Source organism: Allorhizobium sp. Av2 (assembly GCF_021462805.2).
GTDB classification, from domain to species: Bacteria; Pseudomonadota; Alphaproteobacteria; order Rhizobiales; family Rhizobiaceae; genus Allorhizobium; species Allorhizobium vitis_G.
On sequence record NZ_CP192696.1, the window covers coordinates 3,413,007 to 3,433,594 of the forward strand.

The window sequence follows — 20,588 nt, forward strand, 5'->3', positions numbered from 1 at the left end:
AGGCGCACAATGAGCGCCTGATGAAGAGGAGGCCCATTTGTCTATTTCCAAGATCCTAGTTGCCAATCGCTCCGAAATCGCCATTCGCGTGTTTCGGGCTGCCAATGAACTCGGCATAAAAACGGTCGCCATCTGGGCTGAGGAGGACAAGCTCTCCCTGCATCGCTTCAAGGCGGACGAAAGCTATCAGGTCGGTCGCGGCCCACATCTGAAGCGGGATCTGGGCCCGATCGAAAGCTATCTTTCCATTGAGGAAATCATCCGCGTCGCCAAATTGTCAGGCGCGGATGCCATCCATCCGGGCTATGGCCTCCTGTCCGAAAGCCCTGAATTTGTCGATGCCTGTAACGATGCAGGTCTGATTTTCATCGGCCCAAGATCCGATACGATGCGGCAATTGGGCAACAAGGTCGCCGCCCGCAATCTGGCCGTCGAAGTGGGCGTTCCCGTGGTGCCCGCCACCGAACCGCTGCCTGATGACATGGACACCGTGGCCAAAATGGCTGGCGAGATCGGCTATCCGCTGATGCTCAAGGCCTCCTGGGGCGGCGGCGGGCGCGGCATGCGGGTGATCCGCTCCGAAAGCGATCTGGCCCGCGAAGTGACGGAGGCCAAGCGCGAGGCAAAGGCCGCCTTCGGCAAGGATGAAGTCTATCTGGAAAAGCTGGTGGAAAATGCCCGCCATGTCGAAAGCCAGATCCTCGGCGATACCCATGGCAATGCCGTGCATCTTTTTGAGCGCGACTGCTCGGTGCAGCGCCGCAACCAGAAAGTCGTGGAACGCGCCCCCGCCCCCTATCTTTCCGAGGCCCAGCGCCAGGAACTTGCCGCCTATTCGCTGAAAATTGCCAGAGCCACCGGCTATATCGGTGCCGGTACCGTCGAATATCTGATGGATGCCGATACTGGAAAATTCTATTTCATCGAGGTCAACCCGCGCATTCAGGTCGAACATACCGTGACCGAAGTGGTCACCGGTATCGACATCGTCAAGGCGCAGATCCACATCCTTGAAGGCTTTGCCATCGGCACGCCTGAATCGGGTGTTCCCCGCCAAGAGGATATCCACCTGCATGGCCATGCCCTGCAATGCCGCGTCACGACCGAGGACCCGGAGCATAATTTCATTCCCGATTACGGTCGCATCACCGCCTATCGCTCGGCGGCGGGTTTCGGCATCCGGCTCGATGGCGGCACCGCCTATACGGGCGCGATCATCACCCGTTTTTATGATCCACTGCTGGTGAAAGTGACCGCTGCTGGCGCGTCGCCGCAGGAGGCGATCAGCAGGATGGATCGGGCGCTGCGCGAATTCCGTATCCGCGGTGTCGCCACCAATCTCACCTTCCTTGAAGCGATCATCGGCCATCCGAAATTTCGCAACAATACCTATACGACACGCTTCATCGATACGACGCCGGAACTGTTCGCCCAGGTCAAGCGCCAGGACCGGGCAACCAAGCTGCTGACCTATCTGGCCGACGTGACCGTCAACGGCCACCCGGAAACCAAAGGCCGTCCCAAGCCCTCGGACAAGGCGGCAAAGCCAGTCATTCCCTATATCGATGCCAGTATCACCGATGGCACCAAGCAGAAACTCGATGCGCTGGGGCCCAAGGGCTTTGCCGAGTGGATGCGCAACGAACCGCGTGTGCTTTTGACCGATACGACCATGCGCGACGGCCATCAATCGCTGCTGGCCACCCGGATGCGCACAAATGACATTGCCCGGATCGCCAGTGTCTATGCCCGCGCCCTGCCCAATCTGCTTTCGCTGGAATGCTGGGGCGGCGCGACCTTTGACGTCTCAATGCGGTTCCTGACGGAAGATCCGTGGGAACGACTGGCACTGATTCGCGAAGGCGCACCCAACCTCTTGCTGCAAATGCTGCTGCGCGGCGCAAACGGTGTCGGCTATACCAATTACCCCGACAATGTTGTGAAATATTTCGTCCGCCAGGCGGCAAAGGGTGGCATCGACCTTTTCCGGGTGTTCGATTGCCTGAACTGGGTCGATAATATGCGCGTCTCCATGGATGCCGTGCAGGAAGAGAACAAGCTGTGCGAGGCAGCGATCTGCTATACCGGCGATCTCCTGAACAGTGCCCGGCCAAAATACGACCTGAAATATTATACGGCTCTTGCCGCCGAACTGGAAAAGGCCGGTGCCCATATCATTGCCGTCAAGGACATGGCCGGGTTGCTGAAACCCGCTGCCGCGAAAGTGCTGTTCAAGGCGTTGCGTGAGGCAACCAGCCTGCCGATCCATTTCCACACCCATGACACATCGGGTATTTCCGCCGCCACTGTGCTGGCAGCCATTGATGCCGGTGTCGATGCGGTAGATGCCGCCATGGATGCGCTGTCGGGCAATACGTCCCAGCCCTGCCTGGGCTCGATCGTCGAGGCCCTGGCCGGAACCGAGCGCGATCCGGGGCTCGATCCGGAATGGATTCGTCGTATTTCATTCTATTGGGAAGCAGTCCGCGGACAGTATTCGGCCTTCGAAAGCGATCTCAAGGGTCCGGCCTCCGAAGTCTATCTGCATGAAATGCCCGGCGGCCAGTTCACCAACCTGAAGGAACAGGCCCGCTCACTGGGGCTGGAAACCCGCTGGCACGAGGTGGCGCAGACCTATGCCGACGTCAACCAGATGTTCGGTGACATCGTCAAGGTCACGCCATCTTCAAAGGTGGTGGGCGATATGGCGCTGATGATGGTGGCGCAAGACCTGACGGTGGACGATGTCGAGAATCCGGATAAGGACATTGCCTTCCCCGATTCGGTCGTCTCGATGCTGAAGGGTGACCTCGGCCAACCGCCCGGCGGCTGGCCACAGAGCCTGCAAAAGAAGGCGTTGAAGGGCGAAAAACCATATACGGATGTGCCGGGCTCGCTTTTACCGCCCGCCGATCTCGATGCCGAACGCAAGACCATCGAGGACAAGCTGGAGCGCAGTGTCAGTGACTTCGAATTCGCGTCCTACCTGATGTATCCGAAGGTGTTCACGGATTTCGCCCTGGCCTCCGATACCTATGGCCCGGTCTCGGTCCTGCCGACCCATTCCTATTTCTACGGCATGGGCGATGGCGAGGAGCTGTTTGCCGAAATCGAGAAGGGCAAGACACTTGTCATCGTCAATCAGGCGGCCAGTGCTCCCGATGCCCAGGGCCTGGTTACGATGTTTTTCGAGCTGAACGGTCAGCCACGCCGTATCAAGGTGCCGGACCGCAGCCATGGCGCGTCCGGTGCCGCCGCCCGCCGCAAGGCGGAGGCCGCCAATGCCGCGCATATCGGTGCGCCGATGCCCGGTGTCATCTCGCGGGTCTTTGTCTCGGCAGGGCAGGCCGTGAAAGCCGGAGACGTGCTGCTGTCCATCGAAGCGATGAAGATGGAAACCGCGCTGCATGCCGAACGCGATGGCAAGATTGCCGAAGTGCTGGTGAAGGCCGGTGACCAGATCGACGCCAAGGACCTGCTGATCGGCCTTGAGGCATAACAAACTAAAAAGGCGGCGCGTACCTTAGGATGCGCCGCCCGTATCCTGTTGTGTTTTCGCAGACGTTACGACCGGTCGGCCATTCCATCATCAACACTTTCCTCGATCCGTTCCATATCATCATCGGACAGGCCAAAGTGATGGCCAATCTCGTGGATCAGCACATGGGTGACGATATCGCCCAATGTTTCTTCATTCTCGGCCCAGTAGTCGAGAATGGGGCGGCGATAGAGGGTGATCTTATTGGGCACCTCACCAGTTTCCATGCTGAAACGCTCGGAAATGCCGCGCCCTTCGAACAGGCCCAGCAGATCGAAGGGCGTTTCGAGGGCCATGTCTTCAAACACGTCGTCGGTGGGAAAATCGGCAATCTCGATGATCAGGTTTCCGGTCAAGTCCCGAAACTCCTTCGGCAAATTGCCGAAAGCTTCGATCGCCAGCGACTCGAACGTGCTGATTGTCGGCGCGTGTTTTTCGCGCCAGTCGTCGGATTGGTCTACCCGGGCCATGGGAACTCCTACTACAGCGCCGCGCAGGACTGACATCGCGCACCCGCCATAACACTCGAATGGACTGTGGAGGCCTGTCACCGACCGGCTCGAAGGTCAGGTAAGGGTCGTTCCACAGTAAGATCCCCCATATAGTCTGTTTAATTGCACTTTACGAGTGCCATTCAAAACCCGGCCAGTTCCGCTTGAAAATGCTGGTAATATGAACTGCCATTGAAGCCGATAGTTCATTTTCTTATTCGTTCACAACGAGAATGCGTGAGCGACTTGGTAAAGGGGCGGAGAGACCCCGCCCCCTTTGCAAAGCGTGAGATAAATAGCCTCAGGCGGATGCTTTGTTCTGCCGGTTGGCAATCAAGTCATCGACAACGCCAGGATCGGCGAGCGTCGATGTATCGCCCAGCGCGCCGAAATCGTCCTCGGCGATCTTGCGCAGGATACGACGCATGATCTTGCCGGACCGGGTTTTCGGCAGGCCGGGAGCGAACTGAACCTTGTCGGGAGAGGCAATCGGGCCGATTTCGGAACGGACATGCTTAATCAGCGTCTGGCGCAATTCCTCATCGCCCTCATGGCCCGCCATCAGCGTCACATAGCAATAAATGCCCTGGCCCTTGATGCCGTGCGGATAACCGACCACAGCGGCTTCCGAGACCAGATGGTGGGAAACCAGTGCTGATTCCACCTCGGCAGTCCCCAGACGGTGGCCGGACACATTCAGCACGTCATCGACGCGGCCGGTGATCCAGTAATAACCGTCTTCGTCACGACGGCAGCCGTCGCCGGTGAAATACTTGCCCTTATAGGTGGAGAAATAGGTCTGGACGAAGCGATTGTGGTCACCGTAAATCGTTCGTGCCTGGCCCGGCCAGCTGTCGATCAGGCAGAGATTGCCATCGGCAGCCCCTTCCAGCACCTTGCCTTCATTGTCCACCAGTTCCGGCTTGACGCCAAAGAACGGCCGGGTCGCGGAACCGGGCTTGAGATCCGTGGCGCCGGGCAGGGGGCTGATGAGAATGCCGCCAGTCTCGGTCTGCCACCATGTATCGACAATCGGGCAGCGCTGGTCGCCGACCACGTTATAATACCATTCCCACGCTTCCGGATTGATCGGCTCACCGACCGAGCCCAGCAATCGCAGGCTTGAGCGCGAGGAGCGCTTGACGAAATCGTCTCCGGCCCCCATCAGCGACCGGATGGCGGTGGGCGCGGTATAGAAAATATTGACCTTGTGCTTGTCGATGATTTCCCAGAACCGTCCCTGGTCGGGGAAATTCGGCACGCCTTCGAACATCACGGTCGTCGCGCAATTGGCCAGCGGCCCGTAAACGATATAGGAATGGCCGGTCACCCAGCCCACGTCTGCCGAGCACCAGAATATCTCGCCGTCCTTGTAATCGAACACATATTCGTGGGTCATCGCCGCATAGACGAGATAGCCACCGGTCGTGTGCAGCACGCCCTTTGGCTTGCCGGTGGAGCCGGAGGTGTAGAGAATGAACAGCGGATCTTCCGCCTTCATCTTCACCGGCGGGCAATCCGGCTTCACCTTGGCAATCTCTTGATGATACCAGAGATCGCGCCCCGGAGCCCAACCGACCTTGCCGCCGGTGCGACGCACCACCAACACCTTGTTGACGATGACATATTGTTTTGCCGCAATGTCGATGGCGACATCGGTATTTTCCTTGAGCGCCACCGGCTTGCCCCCGCGCACCCCTTCGTCACAGGTGATCACGAAGGTCGATTCGCAATCGACAATCCGGCCAGCCAGGGCTTCAGGCGAAAAACCGCCAAACACCACCGAATGCACAGCACCAATACGCGAACACGCCAGCATGGCATAGGTCGCTTCCGGCACCATCGGCATATAGATGGTAACGCGGTCGCCTTTCTTGACGCCATGAGCCTTCAGCACGTTGGCGAGCCGGCAGACATTGTCATAAAGCTGATTATAGGTGATCCGCTTGTCGATATAGGGATTGTCCCCTTCCCAGATGATCGCGGTGCGTTCGCCATGGGTTTTCAGATGCCGGTCGATGCAATTATAGGAGACATTGGTCAGCCCGTCCTCGAACCATTTGATCGGCACCTTGCCCTTGAAACTGGTGTTCTTGGCCTTGGTATAAGGCTTGAACCAATCGATCCGCTTGCCGTGTTTCGACCAGAATTTCTCCGGCTCCTCAATGCTTTCCTCGTACCATTTCAGGTATTTGTCGTTATCGATCAAAGCCTGGGCCTTGGCGGCCTTTAAAACGGGATAGGTCTTCGCAGACATGAAATCCTCCTGATGTGACGCAGCCATGACAGGCTGCGGAGAGCTCCTCACCTCTCTCAACATGCGACCCGGCATGATGCGGTGCAGTGGCTCTGCATCATGATATAGGTGTCATACTGCCAATTCTTATCAGGTCGCCACATGGCGGCAATTAGACAAAGGTCATTTGTCTTTCAAAGAATTGCATTTCTGCGTCAACCGGCGTATATAGCCGTTGATTTCCCGGAAATTCTGGTTGTATCCACGGCTCGCGCCCGACGGCGCGTACCTACAGAAGGATTGTAATTGCATGGCCCAGACACTGCTTATGCCAAAGGCAACGGCCGTATGGCTCGTAGACAATACGGCGCTGTCATTCGAGCAGATCGCCCAGTTCTGCAAGCTGCACCCGCTTGAGGTAAAAGCCATTGCTGATGGCGAAGCCGCACAAGGCATCAAGGGTCTTGATCCCATTGCCACCGGCCAGCTTTCCCGCGACGAGATCGCGCGCGGCGAAAAAGATATTGCCCACAAGCTGAAGATTTCCGAGCCAAAGGTGCGCGTGCCTGATTCGAAGCGCCGTGGCCCCCGCTATACGCCGGTCTCCAAGCGTCAGGACCGCCCGAACGCCATTCTCTGGCTGGTGCGCAATCATCCTGAACTGAAGGATGCACAGATTTCCCGGCTGGTTGGCACCACGAAGAGCACGATCGAGCAGATCCGCGACCGCAGCCACTGGAATTCGGCCAATCTCGCGCCGATGGACCCAGTGACGCTTGGCCTGTGCAGCCAGATCGATCTGGACATGGAAGTGGAAAAGGCCTCGAAGGGCCGTCCGCTGCCGACAGCTGCCGAGCTGGGCGCCACCCTGCAATCGGCATCGCAGACCGAACATCTCGATTTCTACGCCCAGGAAGAGGAAAAGGAAATCGACGCCAATGCCGTGTTCAAGAAGCTGCAATCGCTGAAATCGACCACTCCCGAAGAAGAAGACGATCAGTACTGATCCGGCATATCAGCGTTGGAAAATTCAAACCCCGGTGGCTCCGCCCCGGGGTTTTATTTTGATTGCAGACGGCCAGCGGCGATTATTGAACGGGTTGTCAGCGATGGCCGAAAATCGCCGATCCCACCCGAACACTGGTGGCACCAAAGGCAATAGCTGTCTCGTAATCACCCGACATGCCCATCGACAGGCGCTCGACGCCGCATTGCCCGGCCAGCTTCGCCAGAAGAGCGAAATGTGGCCCGGGATTTTCATCGGCTGGCGGAATGCACATCAATCCCACAATATCGAGGCCGAGTTCCGACCGGCAAAGGGCGACAAAATCCACCGTGTCCTGCGGGGCAATGCCCGCCTTTTGCGGCTCCAGGCCGGTATTGACCTGCACATAAAGCCGCAGCTGCCGGCCCTGCTTGGCCATTTCCTCGGCCAGCGCGCGGGCGATTTTTTCCCGGTCCACCGTTTCGATCACATCGAATAGCGCCACGGCTTCCGCTGCCTTGTTGGATTGCAGTGGCCCGATCAGATGCAGCTCGATCTCAGGCGTTTCAGCCTTCAACTGCGGCCATTTTCCCTGCGATTCCTGCACCCGGTTTTCACCGAACACCCGCTGGCCATGCAGGATGACCGGGCGGATCGCCTCCGCATCGAAGGTTTTGGAAACCGCGACCAGCGTGACCGCCTCCGGGGTCCGATCAGCTTCGCGGGCCGCAGCGGCGATCCGGGTCCGTACCTCATCCAGTCGTTCTTCAATGGTCATCGCCAGCCATCCATATTTTAAAATTACGCCTGTTTTCGCGGCACTGGCCGCGAAAGGCAAGAGCCTTGCAAGCGCATTATCGGCACCGCAGCAAGGAATGCGTCCCAGGATGGCCCGATTCCGGCGCAAAACCTTGACGCTAGGGCTGTTTCATGGTGAAGGTCCACCCAAATTTTCAAGCAATTCGGACGTAGCATCCCATGAGTACAGAACGTTACAATCCGCGCGATGCGGAACCTCGTTGGCAGGAAAAATGGTCTGAGGCGAAAATCTTCGAGACCGATAACGACGATCCTCGCGAAAAATACTACGTACTTGAGATGTTCCCCTACCCGTCTGGCCGCATCCATATCGGCCATGTGCGCAATTATGCCATGGGCGATGTCGTGGCTCGCTACAAGCGCGCGCGCGGCTATAACGTGTTGCATCCGATGGGTTGGGACGCTTTCGGCATGCCAGCCGAAAACGCCGCCATGCAAAACAAGGTTCATCCCAAGGACTGGACTTACCAGAACATCGCCTCCATGCGCGCCCAGCTGAAATCCATGGGCCTGTCGCTGGACTGGTCACGTGAATTCGCCACCTGCGATGTCGAATATTACCAACGCCAGCAATATCTCTTCCTCGACATGATGGAAAAGGGCCTGGTCTATCGCAAGCAGTCCAAGGTTAACTGGGACCCGGTCGATCAAACGGTTCTGGCCAATGAACAGGTGATCGATGGCCGTGGCTGGCGCTCCGGTGCGCTGGTCGAGCAACGCGAACTGACCCAATGGTTCTTCAAGATCACCGATTTCGCCCAGGATCTGCTGGACGCCCTGGACACGCTGGATCACTGGCCGGAAAAGGTCCGGCTGATGCAGAAGAACTGGATCGGTCGCTCTGAAGGCCTGGCCATTCGCTGGGAGATCGCCGCCGGTACCGGCCCTCAGGGCTTTGCCGACGTGCAGGTCTATACGACCCGCCCTGACACACTGTTCGGTGCCAGCTTCCTGGCAATCGCCGCCGACCATCCGCTGGCCAAGGCGCTGTCCGAAACATCCACCGACATTGCGGCCTTCTGCGACGAATGCCGCAGGGCAGGGACCTCACTGGCTGCGCTGGAAACCGCCGAGAAAAAGGGCTTGGACACCGGCATCAAGGTCAAGCATCCGCTTGATCCTAACTGGGAATTGCCTGTTTACGTCGCCAATTTCGTGCTGATGGACTATGGCACTGGCGCGATCTTCGCCTGCCCGTCAGGAGACCAGCGCGACCTGGATTTCGCCCGCAAATACGATCTGCCTGTTGTGCCTGTTGTGATGCCAAAGGATGGCGATGCAGCCAGCTTTACCGTCGGCGATACCGCCTACGACGGCGATGGCGTGATGATCAATTCCCGTTTTCTGGATGGCCTGACGACACAGGAAGCCTTCGATGTCGTTGCCGGCAAACTCACCGCTGCACAGCTCGGCAATGAACCTGTCGCAGAGCGCCGGGTGAACTTCCGCCTGCGCGACTGGGGCGTATCACGCCAGCGCTATTGGGGCTGCCCGATCCCGGTTATTCACTGTGATGACTGCGGAGTTGTTCCGGTTCCGAAACAGGATCTGCCGGTCAAGCTGCCGGATGACGTCACCTTTGACGTGCCTGGAAACCCGCTGGATCGCCACCCAACCTGGCGCAACGTTTCCTGCCCTTGCTGTGGCAAGGCGGCTCGGCGTGAAACGGATACGATGGACACGTTTGTCGATTCCAGCTGGTATTACACCCGTTTCACCGCACCATGGGAAGACAAGCCGACCAATCCGGCTGTGGCCAATCATTGGCTGCCAGTCGATCAATATATCGGCGGTATCGAGCATGCGATCCTGCACCTGCTCTATTCCCGCTTCTTCACCCGTGCCATGCGCGAAACCGGCCATGTGGCCGTCAGCGAGCCTTTCAAAGGTCTGTTTACCCAAGGCATGGTCGTCCACGAGACCTACCGTCTTGGTAGTGGCGCAAACGGCGAATGGGTCGCGCCTGCGGATATCCGCGTCGAGGATGTCGATGGCACACGCCGCGCCTTCCTTCTCTCCTCCGGCGAGGAAGTGACGATCGGCTCCGTTGAAAAAATGTCGAAGTCGAAAAAGAACGTCATCGACCCCGACGATATTCTGGGCTCCTACGGTGCCGACACCGCCCGCTTTTTCGTTTTGTCGGACTCGCCACCGGATCGCGACGTGATCTGGTCGGAAGCCGGTATCGAAGGCTCGCATCGCTTCGTTCAGCGGCTCTGGCGGCTGGTTTCCGAGGCTGCTGAAGTGCTCAGAATCTCTGCATCGACTCCGGCTAAGGATGGTGCGGGCAGGTCGGTTTCTCAAGCTGCCCACAAGACCTTGCAGGCTGTCGGTGCCGATCTGGACAAACTGGCCTTCAACAAGGCCGTGGCGCGGATTTACGAGTTGCTCAATGCTCTGGCAGCGCCGCTGGCGCAGGTGGCATCTGGACAGGCCGATGCTGACTTCGCCGCTGCGGTGCGCAACGCTACAGAAATACTAATCCAAATCATCGCTCCGATGATGCCGCATCTGGCCGAAGAATGCTGGGCGGTGTTGGGCCATTCCGGAATGGTGTCGCAAGCAGACTGGCCGGTTTTCGACGCTGAATTGGTGGCTGAAAACGAAGTGGTCATGCCGGTGCAGATCAACGGCAAGAAGAAGGCCGAATTGACAATTGCGCGCGATGCGGATCAGAATGCCGTCAGCCAAGCGGTGCTCGATCTGGATGCCGTCAAAGCCGCTCTTCAAGGGCAGACGCCTAAGAAGATCATTGTGGTTCCGCAGAGGATTGTGAACATTGTCGTCTGATTCACGCGTAAATTTATCCCGTCGCGCGGTTCTCGCCGCGTCCGTTGGCCTGCTTGGCGCCCTTGCGGGCTGCCAGGTCAGACCGCTCTACGGCGAAGCCCAGGGTACTCGCAAGTTGATGGCGTCCATCGGCTTCTCCCCGGCAACGGACAGAGTTGGGCAAGAAGTTCGCAACCGGTTGATCTTCCTTGCCGCAGGCGGGCAGGGGGAACCGGCCCATCCCGAATATCTGGTCACACTGGTCGTACATACCGACACAACGGAAGTTCTGATCAACGAAAGTACCGACCGGGCGACAGCGGGTCGCGTGACAGTCAGCGCTGACTATACGCTGAAGAAGGCAAGTGATCTTTCCGTCATGCGTATCGCCCATCGCCAGTCCGTCGCATTGGTTGATTTTCCGACACAGGAATTTGCCAAGCTGCGCGCTGTAAGAGATGCCGAAAACCGAGCTGCAAGAGAATTGGCGGAGTTGATCTCAGCCGATTTGGCTAGCCTACTGGTTCGTAAATAATAATTGCGGGCTTTGCCAAGACGGAGAGCAGCGTATCTTCGCGAGGATGCGCCTGAAATCGCAATAGCGCAGCGCTATAGGTTGCTTGGGATCACATTGAAACAGACAAGCTATAGCCATCCTTCAATCCGCTTGTCTCTTTGAAAAACCGATTCTACTTTTTCCTGACAAACTCTAGAGCAACATGTGTTTGATCAAACGCTTTTTGCTCTAGCACTCTAAATTTGCTGCACTGCCTGTCTGGTACACGGCCAAGCGGAGAGACTTGAAGCCCATGGTTGAAGTCAAGTCACACGAATTCGATGGCTTTCTGCAAAAATCAGTTCGTCACTACAAGATGTTCCTGGTCTACGGCCCGGATGTCGGACTTGTGGCGGAACGTGCGGCAGCGATTGCCAAATCGACTGGCGTTGTGCTGGACGATCCCTTCTCGGTCATTCGGCTGGACAGCAGCGACCTGCAGAGCGATCCGGGAAAACTATTAGATGAAATGAATGCCCTCGGCCTCTTCGGCGGCGACCGGCTTGTCTGGATCAGAGGTGTCGCCAATGAAAAAAGCGTGGTGGATGGGCTACAAATTCTTGCCAAGGACCCACCAGACTCCAGTTGTCTGATCTTGGAGGCTGGGGATCTCAAAAAGGGATCAGCGACCCGCAAAATAGCCGAACCGGCCCGCAATATCGCGGTTATTCCCTGCTATCAGGACGATGCACGGGCCATCAATGCGTTGATTGATGCCGAATTTAGCGCTGCCGGAAAGAGATTGACGCCTGCGGCTCGTTCGCTGCTCAGCGAAAGCCTGGGAGGCGACCGCAGGGCTTCTCGCAATGAAATATCCAAGTTGCTGATCTATTCTCTGCATGATGACCTGGTTGACGAAGCCCATGTCGAGCAGATTATTGGCGATGCCAGCGCCGTCTCGACGGATGAAGCGGTAGATGCCGTGCTCGCTGGCAATGCTGATGCCCTCTTGCATGCCGTCCAGAAAATTGCCACCTCCAAAACACCGATGTTTCTGGTTCTTCAGGGATGCCTTCGACAGTTTCAGTTACTGGACATCATGCGAAGTGAGATGGATGAAAAGCGCCAACAGGCTGGCCAAGTCATGCAAACGCTTGGCCGTCAGATCCACTTCAAGCGAAAGCCGCTGTTTGAAAAATCTCTGAAGAATTGGCCGTCCGACGCCCTTGCAGTCGAGATGCGGCGACTACAAGCAGCTATCCTCGCCAGCAGGCGACAGCCCTCTCTCGAGGACAGCCTGTCGCTTCAAACCCTGCTGGCCATTACCCTGCAATCAGCGCGGAGGAGCCGCTAACGGCTTCTCCTATTGATCTTTTCAAGGTCGGAAATGGCAAAGAAAATGATCTTCGCCTCTATGCCATAGATAAACGGCAGCAGAAAATCCATTCAGACGTTAGCGCGCCTCGAGCAACCGGCAAATTTCCTCAAGCTGCTCTAGGGTTTTGTAATTGATTCGAAGCTGGCCACCGCCACCTTTGTGGTTAATCGATACGTCCAATCCCAAACGGTCCGAAAGGCTTCTCTCCAATGCGACCGTATCTGAATCCTTTACGGGCACCACGTGTGGCTTTGGCTGGCCTTGACCCTTGATGTCGTTTTGCGCCAGACGTTCAGCATCTCGGACCGACATGCCCTTGGACACGATCTGGCGTGCCAAGCTATTCGGATCTGACGTCGAGACCAAAGCCCGAGCATGACCTGCGGACAGAGAACCATCGGCCAGCATATCGCGAACGGGATCAGGAAGCTTCAATAGCCGCAGGCTGTTGGCCACATGGCTGCGGCTCTTGCCGATAATCTCCCCGAGATCATTCTGGGTATATCCATGTTCTGCAATCAGTTGTTCATATCCCATCGCCTCTTCGAGCGGATTGAGATCAGCGCGTTGAACGTTTTCGACAATTGCCAATTCCAGAGCTGTGCGATCATCCACATCGCGGACAATAACAGGTATTTCCACCAGTCCCGCCAGCTGGGCTGCACGCCAGCGTCGTTCGCCAGCAATGATCTCGTAGCGGCCTGTCCCAATCGTTCGCACCACGACCGGCTGCACAATGCCGTGCTGGCGAATGGAGCCAGCAAGCTCCTGCAGAACCGTTTCGTCAAAGTAACGACGAGGATTGCGTGGGTTACGGGACACAAACTCAATCGGCACCATCCGGTCAGCAGAGACCACGGCTCTGCTCTCATCGACAGGAACGGGTTGATCCATCTCACCAATCAAGGCGGCCAAACCACGACCAAGACGCCGTTTCGAAATATCGTCGTTCATCACGAACCTCTTCGTTCACTCTTCACGCTGGAACAGGCTTTTATTCGCCACGTCAACACCATTCAAATCGTCAGAACCGCACCCGTAGGTGTAAGAAAGCCGATCTAAGCCGCGCGACGTTGCCGCTCCCTCTGGATAACCTCTGACGCCAACTGCAGATAAGCCTGACTGCCTGCGCATTTCAGGTCGTAAAGAATAGCCGGCTTGCCATAGGACGGCGCTTCCGAGACCCTTACATTGCGCGGAATGAGCGTGTGATAAACCTTTTCGCCCAAATGGCTGCGGACGTCTGTCACCACCTGTTGGGCAAGATTGTTCCGCGAATCGAACATTGTCAGCACAATACCTTGGATATCCAAGGTGGGATTAACGTTGCGCCTGACTTGGCCAATCGTTTCAAGCAATTGACTAAGACCTTCCAGCGCAAAAAACTCACATTGAAGAGGCACCAGAATAGAATGCGCCGCAGCCATGGCGTTCATTGTCAGCAAATTAAAAGACGGGGGGCAATCGACCAGGACATAGGAATAGGCCAATCCATCTTGCGACTGTAAGGCAGCTTTCAAGCGAAATACGCGATCCGCTTTCTGGGCGATTTCCATCTCAAGCCCCAACAAATCGAGGGTGGAGGGGACAATCGACAGATTAGGCACAGCCGTATCGATAACCGTTTCGGAAACGCTATGGCTTCCAATTAATAAATCATAGGAGGACAATTTTCGGTCACGGCGGTCAATTCCTAAACCCGTGCTTGCGTTACCTTGGGGATCGAGATCGACGATCAATACTCTTTCGCCAATCGCAGCCAATGCGGTTGCAAGATTAATAGCGGTCGTGGTCTTACCGACACCGCCTTTTTGATTGGCAATGGTTATGATCCGGTTCTTCTCGTAGGGCATGAGGTCACCTGACTGATCTTACTTTGATCGTGCAAGTCCGCTCACTTCCAGGATGACAGAGTCGGCTTCAAGCACACTAGGATGTATTACCAGATCAAACGTCCATCGGTCACGCGCATTGTTAACTTCCAGCTGATAATCCCGGCCTTTATGCAGGAGAAAATTAAGATCTTTGTTTTTTTCGGCCCAAGGAGACGCATAAGAGAAAAGAAGATCGAGATCCGCAAGCGCTCGTGCCGAAATTAAATCGCAATCCGACAAACTTTTATGTGCCTCCTCGATTCGCACGGGATGAACCCTGCCTCGGGCGCCGGTTTCCATCAGAGCCATGCGGAGGAAAGCTGCTTTTTTGTTATTGCTCTCGACCAAATCAACCCAGCCGCCGCTCGTTTCCGTCAATAAAATCGCAGTAATCACACCTGGAAATCCGCCACCGCTTCCCAAGTCAATCCAATGCTGAGGGTTCGGGCGAAGTTTAAATAGCTGCGCGCTATCAACGACGTGCCTGTGCCAGACCTGATCTTTCGTGGAGTTGGCAACAAGATTGATGACCTTGGACCACTTTCCAAACAGATCAACGAAGTGGTCCAGTTTTTCGTATGTTTCACGTGAAACACGTAGGCCGGTAAGCCGCTGAAAGAGACTCGCGGACATTGCATCAGCCGACATGTCGCAACACACCTTTGTTCAAGAAAGCAATAAGCAGAGAAATAGCCGCTGGGGTCATGCCCTCAACTTTGGCAGCCTGGGAAAGGTTCTCAGGACGGATCTTTTCCAATTTTTGTTTCAGCTCATTGGAAAGGCCCGACAGCGTCGCATAATCGAACTCCTTAGGAATCAGCCTGTCTTCATCTCGTTTGGTTGCGGCAATATCGGCATTCTGTCGATCCATATAGACAGCATAGGTCGCATGAATTTCGACAGCACCCGCAACCTTATTATCCAGGGCGCAAAAGTCAGGCCAAATCCGCGAGAGATCGGCAATCGAAATATCGGGATAGGCCAAAAGCTCAAGCCCAGCGCGTCGCCGACCGTCCTGGTTAACTGGAATGCCAACGGCGGCGGCTTCGTTGGGTGTCAGTTTTCTCGACTCAAGCAAATTAATCGTTTCATCAATCTGATGCTGGTAGTGCTTAAATCGTTTCTCCTGGTCTGAAGCAATACATCCAAGTTCAATACCAATCGGCGTCAAACGGATATCGGCATTATCAGCCCGAAGCGACAAACGAAACTCGGCACGGGAGGTAAACATCCTGTAGGGTTCAGTCACACCATGGCTGATCAAATCATCAATCATCACGCCAATATATGATTGGGCCCGGCTGAAATTTACCACATCCTGGCCACCCGCGGCGCGCGCGGCATTCAGTCCAGCCACCAGACCTTGTGCCGCAGCTTCCTCATAACCAGTCGTTCCGTTGATCTGCCCGGCAAGATAAAGACCATTCAACCGCTTCAATTCGAGGCTCCCCGACAACTCACGCGGATCTATGTGGTCATATTCGATTGCGTAAGCACTCTGGAGAATCGTCACATTTTCCAAACCCGGCAAGGTTCTCATGAACTCCTTCTGCACAGACTCAGGCAAAGAGGTCGATATACCGTTTGGATAGACTGTGTGGTCATCCAATCCCTCAGGCTCCAGAAAAACCTGATGGCCATCCCGATCTCCAAACCGGCTAATCTTATCCTCAATCGACGGACAATAGCGTGGACCGACGCCTTCGATCTGCCCGGAATACATGGCAGAGAGATGAATATTATCTCGAATGATTTTGTGGGTTGCGGCAGTGGTTCGAGTGATTCCACATTCGATCTGCGGATTGGTAATGTGGTCGGTCATGAAAGAGAACGGGACCGGTTGCTCATCAGCCGCCTGCATTTCGAGCTGCGACCAATTGATGGTTCTACCATCCAACCTGGCCGGAGTTCCGGTTTTCAAACGACCCAGCCTTAGCCCCAACCGTCCCAATGTCGCACTCAAACCAAGTGACGGGGCTTCCCCCACACGTCCGGCCGGAATTTTTGTCTGTCCAATATGGATGAGACCGCGCAAAAAAGTACCGGAGGTCAATATCACTGATGCGCTGGACAGGCTTTGCCCGTCTGCCAAAATGACCCCTTTAACGGTGTCATTTTCGACATCAAGATCGAACACGTCCCCTTCAATGATCTCGAGCTGCGGATGGTTGAAAAGTACATTCTGTACGGCTTGACGATAAAGCTTCCGGTCAGCCTGAGTTCTCGGCCCTCGCACAGCCGGTCCCTTTTTTCGGTTCAGCAACCGGAACTGAATACCGGAGGCGTCAGCACATCTGCCCATGAGTCCGCCCAGTGCATCAATCTCCCGGACAAGATGCCCTTTGCCCAAACCGCCAATGGCCGGATTACAAGACATAACACCAATCGTATCGCGTCGATGCGTTACAAGGCAGGTTTTTGCACCAAGTCGCGCACTCGCATAGGCCGCTTCGCTGCCGGCATGCCCGCCGCCAATCACAATCACATCAAATCGCCGCGGCATCATTTTCATCTCGACCACCAATGTTTCACGTGAATCATTTTCCGACGCAAAATTCCGAAAAGATTTTACCCAAAAGCGTTTCGGTATCGATACGTCCAACTAGACGACCCAGCGCATCACTTGCCAAACGCAGGAAGTCCGCTCTAATTTCCAAGTTCAGTCGGCTATTCGAAGCTTCATCAATGAAAGAAAGAGCGTCTCTCAGACATTCGATATGACGTAAACGACTTGGGATCACTGATTCCGTATGACCAAACCGTTTCCGAATCGAATCGAGAATGACGCTTCGAACCCTATCCACATCATCACGAACGTAAGTCGAAATGACGAGATCTCGATCTATCCCTTCACTCGCTGTCAGAAGATCAACTTTTGTCCCAATGGTGACAACCGGAACCGAAACAATATTGATTGTCTGGCCTGGAGATGAAATGTCATCAAGCAACAAAACGAGATCGGCTTCTTCGACCTTGCGCAATGCCCGCCGTATACCTTCCTGTTCGATGACCTCTTCGGTCTCTCGAATACCGGCGGTGTCATACAAGCGAACGACATATCCTTCAAGGTCTATATCACACTGGAGAATGTCCCGCGTCGTCCCGGCATAATGGGTCACAATTGCAACGTCCCGACCGGCAAGTGCATTGATGAGGCTCGACTTGCCAGCATTAGGAGGCCCAGCAATCACCACATTAAAACCATCACGAATGATTTCACCTCGCCGGTCATCGGCAATAGCTGCGGAAATCTGCGTGCGGAGGTCCCTAACGCTATCCCATACTTGATCAGACACCGATCCGGGAATGTCGCCTTCATCGGCAAAATCCAACTCGGCCTCGATCATTGCTCGGCCATAGATCAATTTTTCACGCCAGCTCTCATAGATACCGGTTGCGTTACCGCTGGCCTGGGCGAGAGCTTGCCGCCGCTGCATTTCTGTTTCCGCTGCCAGCAGATCAGCCAGGCCTTCAATTTCGACCAAATCAAGCTTACCGTTTTCAAAAGCCCGTCTGGAAAACTCACCTGGTTCCGCAATCCGGCAAGCAGAGAACGACGCCAGCGTTGAAATCAAGCTGCTGACCACAGCGCGGCTTCCATGAACATGCAGCTCCCCACAGTCCTCACCAGTGAACGAGGTGGGGCCAGCGAAGAAAAGCACCAGTCCGCGATCGATCACCAGTCCATCACGGTTACGAATCGATCGTAACGTGGCCTTGCGTTGTTCAGGAACAATCCCACAGAGTTCTGTTAGAACCGCTTTGACATTATGACCCGATAGCCGAATGACCGCTACACCGCACGGAAGCGATCCAGTCGAGAGGGCAAAAATTGTATCGCCAGCCATTGCCTGAACTCACTCCTTTAACTTGAAAGGCATCTAACACCACCAGGACGCTTTTCAAATTTCTCATAATTACCAGTATGCTTTAAATGCAAAACCCCCGACCTTGCGGTCGGAGGTTGAAACTATGAATCCGGCTTAAGAAAGCGATAGCGATCAGGTATTCATCGACTCGAAGAAATCGCCATTGGTCTTGGTCTGTTTCAATTTGTCGATCAGGAATTCGATTGCATCGGTTGTTCCCATTGGGGCGAGAATCCGGCGAAGAACAAAGATCTTCTGCAGATCCTGACGCGGCACAAGGAGGTCTTCTTTGCGCGTTCCGGATTTCAGAATATCCATGGACGGGAAGATACGCTTGTCGGCGACCTTGCGGTCAAGCACGATTTCCGAATTGCCGGTGCCTTTGAACTCTTCAAAGATCACTTCGTCCATACGGCTGCCGGTATCGATCAATGCCGTTGCGATAATCGTCAGCGATCCGCCTTCTTCGATATTACGCGCTGCGCCGAAGAAGCGCTTGGGGCGTTGCAACGCATTGGCATCCACACCACCCGTCAGGACCTTGCCAGAAGAGGGAACGACGGTGTTATAGGCGCGGCCAAGGCGAGTAATGGAATCGAGCAGGATGACAACGTCACGACCGTGCTCAACCAGCCGCTTGGCCTTCTCAATGACCATTTCAGCGACCTGAACGTGGCGCACGGCCGGCTCGTCAAAGGTCGAGGAAACGACTTCGCCCCGGACGGAACGCTGCATATCCGTCACTTCTTCAGGACGTTCATCGATCAGAAGAACGATCAGATAGCATTCCGGATGGTTGGCGGTAATGGAATGAGCGATATTCTGGAGGAGGACGGTTTTACCGGTCCTTGGTGGGGCGACGATCAAACCGCGCTGGCCTTTGCCAAGTGGTGCAACCAGATCGATGACCCGCGACGAAAGATCCTTGGAGGTTGGGATCTCCAGTTCCATCTTGAACCGCTCATTCGGATAGAGCGGCGTCAGGTTATCGAAGTGAACCTTATGGCGGATCTTTTCCGGATCCTCGAAATTGATCGTATTGACTTTCAGCAGCGCGAAATAACGTTCGCCTTCCTTGGGTCCGCGGATCGGACCTTCAACGGTATCACCGGTCTTCAGTGAAAACCGGCGGATCTGCGATGGCGAAATATAAATGTCGTCCGGACCCGGCAAATAGTTGGCATTGGCCGAGCGCATGAAACCGAAGCCATCTTGCAGGACTTCGACAACGCCTTCACCAATGATCTCGACATCCTGGCTGGCCAGCATTTTCAAAATGGCAAACATCAATTCCTGTTTGCGCATCGTGCTGGCATTTTCGACCTCAAGCGATTCCGCAAAGGCCAGCAGATCGGTTGGCGATTTGCTCTTGAGTTCTTGTAGCTTCATTTCAGCCATGAAGGGGACCATAATTTAAAACTGTTGGGGAAGGCGTGCGGGGGATAAATTCGGTTCTGCCAGCGAGACCGGCGAATACGAGAAATGCATGCCATGAAGAGGGGTAAAGGGAAAATAGCGATTCATAGGGCGCGCCGCAAGAGGCGGCGGAAATTTCATTCACATTTCGGTCAACTTGTCAGTGGGAACCCCGGTTTAGAAGGGTTTTACAATGACCAGAATGACAATCACGATCATCAGCACTGTCGGGATTTCATTGAAACCCCGCCAAAATCGCGGGGTTTTCAAATATTCGCCTTTGGCAAAGGATTTCGTGGCCATGCCGAGATATTCGTTGGCGAGGGTGAGACAGACAACCGCAGCCAATTTTGCGTGCAGCCATCCGCCCTGGAATCCGAAAACCGACCAGGCGAGGTAGAGACCCAGAATCCAGGACAGAGCCATGGCCGGCCGCATGATCACATTCATCAGGCGACGCTCCATAACCGCAAATGTCTCGGCCTGGAGTGATCCCTTTGGTGCATCGAAATGGTAGATCAGAAGCCGCGGCATATAGAGCAGGCCTGCCATCCAGGAGATGATCGCGATGACATGCAAGGCCTTTATCCAGAGATAGGATTGATCGGGACCGGCCCAAAACAAGGCAATCGCGATCAGGCAAAAAATGGCAAGGGCCACCAAGGCCCGCAAGCGTGCGGTCTTGCCCGTCGTTTCTCCGCTTTGCCTGCCATTCAT

At 55.5% G+C, this 20,588-nt stretch carries 15 protein-coding genes; 5 read left to right on the top strand and 10 right to left on the bottom strand.

What is annotated here, in order from left to right; genetic code table 11:
• Window positions 1-37 precede the first annotated feature (37 nt).
• On the top strand, window positions 38-3,499 hold the full coding sequence (pyc, locus tag FS819_RS15920; RefSeq protein WP_156548141.1) for a pyruvate carboxylase: 3,462 nt from the start codon (window positions 38-40) through the stop codon (window positions 3,497-3,499).
• Between the two features lie 65 nt (window positions 3,500-3,564).
• On the opposite strand, the gene FS819_RS15925 is transcribed toward pyc, so the two are convergent.
• Window positions 3,565-4,008: a metallopeptidase family protein gene (locus FS819_RS15925; protein WP_015917590.1), complete on the bottom strand. Its 444-nt coding sequence runs from the start codon at window positions 4,006-4,008 to the stop codon at window positions 3,565-3,567.
• 322 nt (window positions 4,009-4,330) lie between these two features.
• A complete protein-coding gene (gene acs, locus FS819_RS15930; RefSeq protein WP_156548142.1) occupies window positions 4,331-6,286 on the bottom strand; it encodes an acetate--CoA ligase in 1,956 nt (651 codons plus the stop codon).
• Between the two features lie 289 nt (window positions 6,287-6,575).
• Here acs and FS819_RS15935 point away from each other — a divergent pair, with 289 nt between their 5' ends.
• Window positions 6,576-7,271 (top strand): DUF1013 domain-containing protein, encoded by a 696-nt coding sequence (locus FS819_RS15935; protein ID WP_015917592.1) that lies wholly within the window; start codon window positions 6,576-6,578, stop codon window positions 7,269-7,271.
• Between the two features lie 97 nt (window positions 7,272-7,368).
• Here FS819_RS15935 and FS819_RS15940 read toward each other — a convergent pair whose 3' ends face one another.
• Complete coding sequence (locus FS819_RS15940; protein ID WP_156548143.1) at window positions 7,369-8,028, bottom strand: YggS family pyridoxal phosphate-dependent enzyme; 660 nt, start codon at window positions 8,026-8,028, stop codon at window positions 7,369-7,371.
• A gap of 200 nt (window positions 8,029-8,228) precedes the next feature.
• Here FS819_RS15940 and leuS point away from each other — a divergent pair, with 200 nt between their 5' ends.
• The 3 genes from leuS (at window position 8,229) to holA (ending at window position 12,688) form a co-directional block, all read left to right on the top strand.
• A complete protein-coding gene (gene leuS / locus FS819_RS15945) occupies window positions 8,229-10,859 on the top strand; it encodes a leucine--tRNA ligase (RefSeq protein WP_156548144.1) in 2,631 nt (876 codons plus the stop codon).
• Entirely contained in the window at window positions 10,849-11,373 is a 525-nt protein-coding gene (gene lptE / locus FS819_RS15950) for an LPS assembly lipoprotein LptE (RefSeq protein WP_070166212.1), read from the top strand. The genes leuS and lptE overlap by 11 nt, the downstream gene beginning before the upstream one ends.
• A 274-nt stretch (window positions 11,374-11,647) precedes the next feature.
• Complete coding sequence (gene holA, locus FS819_RS15955; protein ID WP_156548145.1) at window positions 11,648-12,688, top strand: DNA polymerase III subunit delta; 1,041 nt, start codon at window positions 11,648-11,650, stop codon at window positions 12,686-12,688.
• Window positions 12,689-12,787: 99 nt separating this feature from the next.
• Here holA and FS819_RS15960 read toward each other — a convergent pair whose 3' ends face one another.
• From FS819_RS15960 to hemJ, 7 genes are all read right to left on the bottom strand, one after another.
• Entirely contained in the window at window positions 12,788-13,666 is an 879-nt protein-coding gene (locus tag FS819_RS15960; protein WP_156548146.1) for a ParB/RepB/Spo0J family partition protein, read from the bottom strand.
• 104 nt (window positions 13,667-13,770) lie between these two features.
• Entirely contained in the window at window positions 13,771-14,565 is a 795-nt protein-coding gene (locus FS819_RS15965) for a ParA family protein (protein WP_015917598.1), read from the bottom strand.
• A gap of 18 nt (window positions 14,566-14,583) precedes the next feature.
• Complete coding sequence (gene rsmG, locus FS819_RS15970) at window positions 14,584-15,219, bottom strand: 16S rRNA (guanine(527)-N(7))-methyltransferase RsmG (protein WP_156548219.1); 636 nt, start codon at window positions 15,217-15,219, stop codon at window positions 14,584-14,586.
• A gap of 4 nt (window positions 15,220-15,223) precedes the next feature.
• Window positions 15,224-17,089 carry a tRNA uridine-5-carboxymethylaminomethyl(34) synthesis enzyme MnmG gene (gene mnmG / locus FS819_RS15975; protein ID WP_156548220.1) on the bottom strand — a complete coding sequence of 622 codons (1,866 nt, stop codon included), beginning with the start codon at window positions 17,087-17,089 and terminating at the stop codon, window positions 15,224-15,226.
• 34 nt (window positions 17,090-17,123) lie between these two features.
• A complete protein-coding gene (gene mnmE / locus FS819_RS15980) occupies window positions 17,124-18,434 on the bottom strand; it encodes a tRNA uridine-5-carboxymethylaminomethyl(34) synthesis GTPase MnmE (protein ID WP_156548147.1) in 1,311 nt (436 codons plus the stop codon).
• 153 nt (window positions 18,435-18,587) lie between these two features.
• Window positions 18,588-19,853, bottom strand: a complete 1,266-nt coding sequence (gene rho, locus FS819_RS15985) for a transcription termination factor Rho (RefSeq protein WP_015917602.1) — start codon at window positions 19,851-19,853, stop codon at window positions 18,588-18,590.
• A 195-nt stretch (window positions 19,854-20,048) separates the two neighbouring features.
• Entirely contained in the window at window positions 20,049-20,588 is a 540-nt protein-coding gene (hemJ, locus tag FS819_RS15990; protein ID WP_156548148.1) for a protoporphyrinogen oxidase HemJ, read from the bottom strand.

What these genes read in the sequence shown, in the direction of transcription:
- FS819_RS15925 (WP_015917590.1), bottom strand. Translation starts at nt 4,008, where the DNA reads ATGGCCCGGGTAGACCAATCCGACGACTGGCGCGAAAAACACGCGCCG.
- acs (WP_156548142.1), bottom strand. Translation starts at nt 6,286, where the DNA reads ATGTCTGCGAAGACCTATCCCGTTTTAAAGGCCGCCAAGGCCCAGGCT.
- FS819_RS15935 (WP_015917592.1), top strand. Translation starts at nt 6,576, where the DNA reads ATGGCCCAGACACTGCTTATGCCAAAGGCAACGGCCGTATGGCTCGTA.
- FS819_RS15940 (WP_156548143.1), bottom strand. Translation starts at nt 8,028, where the DNA reads ATGACCATTGAAGAACGACTGGATGAGGTACGGACCCGGATCGCCGCT.
- leuS (WP_156548144.1), top strand. Translation starts at nt 8,229, where the DNA reads ATGAGTACAGAACGTTACAATCCGCGCGATGCGGAACCTCGTTGGCAG.
- holA (WP_156548145.1), top strand. Translation starts at nt 11,648, where the DNA reads ATGGTTGAAGTCAAGTCACACGAATTCGATGGCTTTCTGCAAAAATCA.
- FS819_RS15960 (WP_156548146.1), bottom strand. Translation starts at nt 13,666, where the DNA reads ATGAACGACGATATTTCGAAACGGCGTCTTGGTCGTGGTTTGGCCGCC.
- FS819_RS15965 (WP_015917598.1), bottom strand. Translation starts at nt 14,565, where the DNA reads ATGCCCTACGAGAAGAACCGGATCATAACCATTGCCAATCAAAAAGGC.
- rsmG (WP_156548219.1), bottom strand. Translation starts at nt 15,219, where the DNA reads ATGTCCGCGAGTCTCTTTCAGCGGCTTACCGGCCTACGTGTTTCACGT.
- mnmG (WP_156548220.1), bottom strand. Translation starts at nt 17,089, where the DNA reads ATGCCGCGGCGATTTGATGTGATTGTGATTGGCGGCGGGCATGCCGGC.
- mnmE (WP_156548147.1), bottom strand. Translation starts at nt 18,434, where the DNA reads ATGGCTGGCGATACAATTTTTGCCCTCTCGACTGGATCGCTTCCGTGC.
- rho (WP_015917602.1), bottom strand. Translation starts at nt 19,853, where the DNA reads ATGGCTGAAATGAAGCTACAAGAACTCAAGAGCAAATCGCCAACCGAT.
- hemJ (WP_156548148.1), bottom strand. Translation starts at nt 20,588, where the DNA reads ATGAATGGCAGGCAAAGCGGAGAAACGACGGGCAAGACCGCACGCTTG.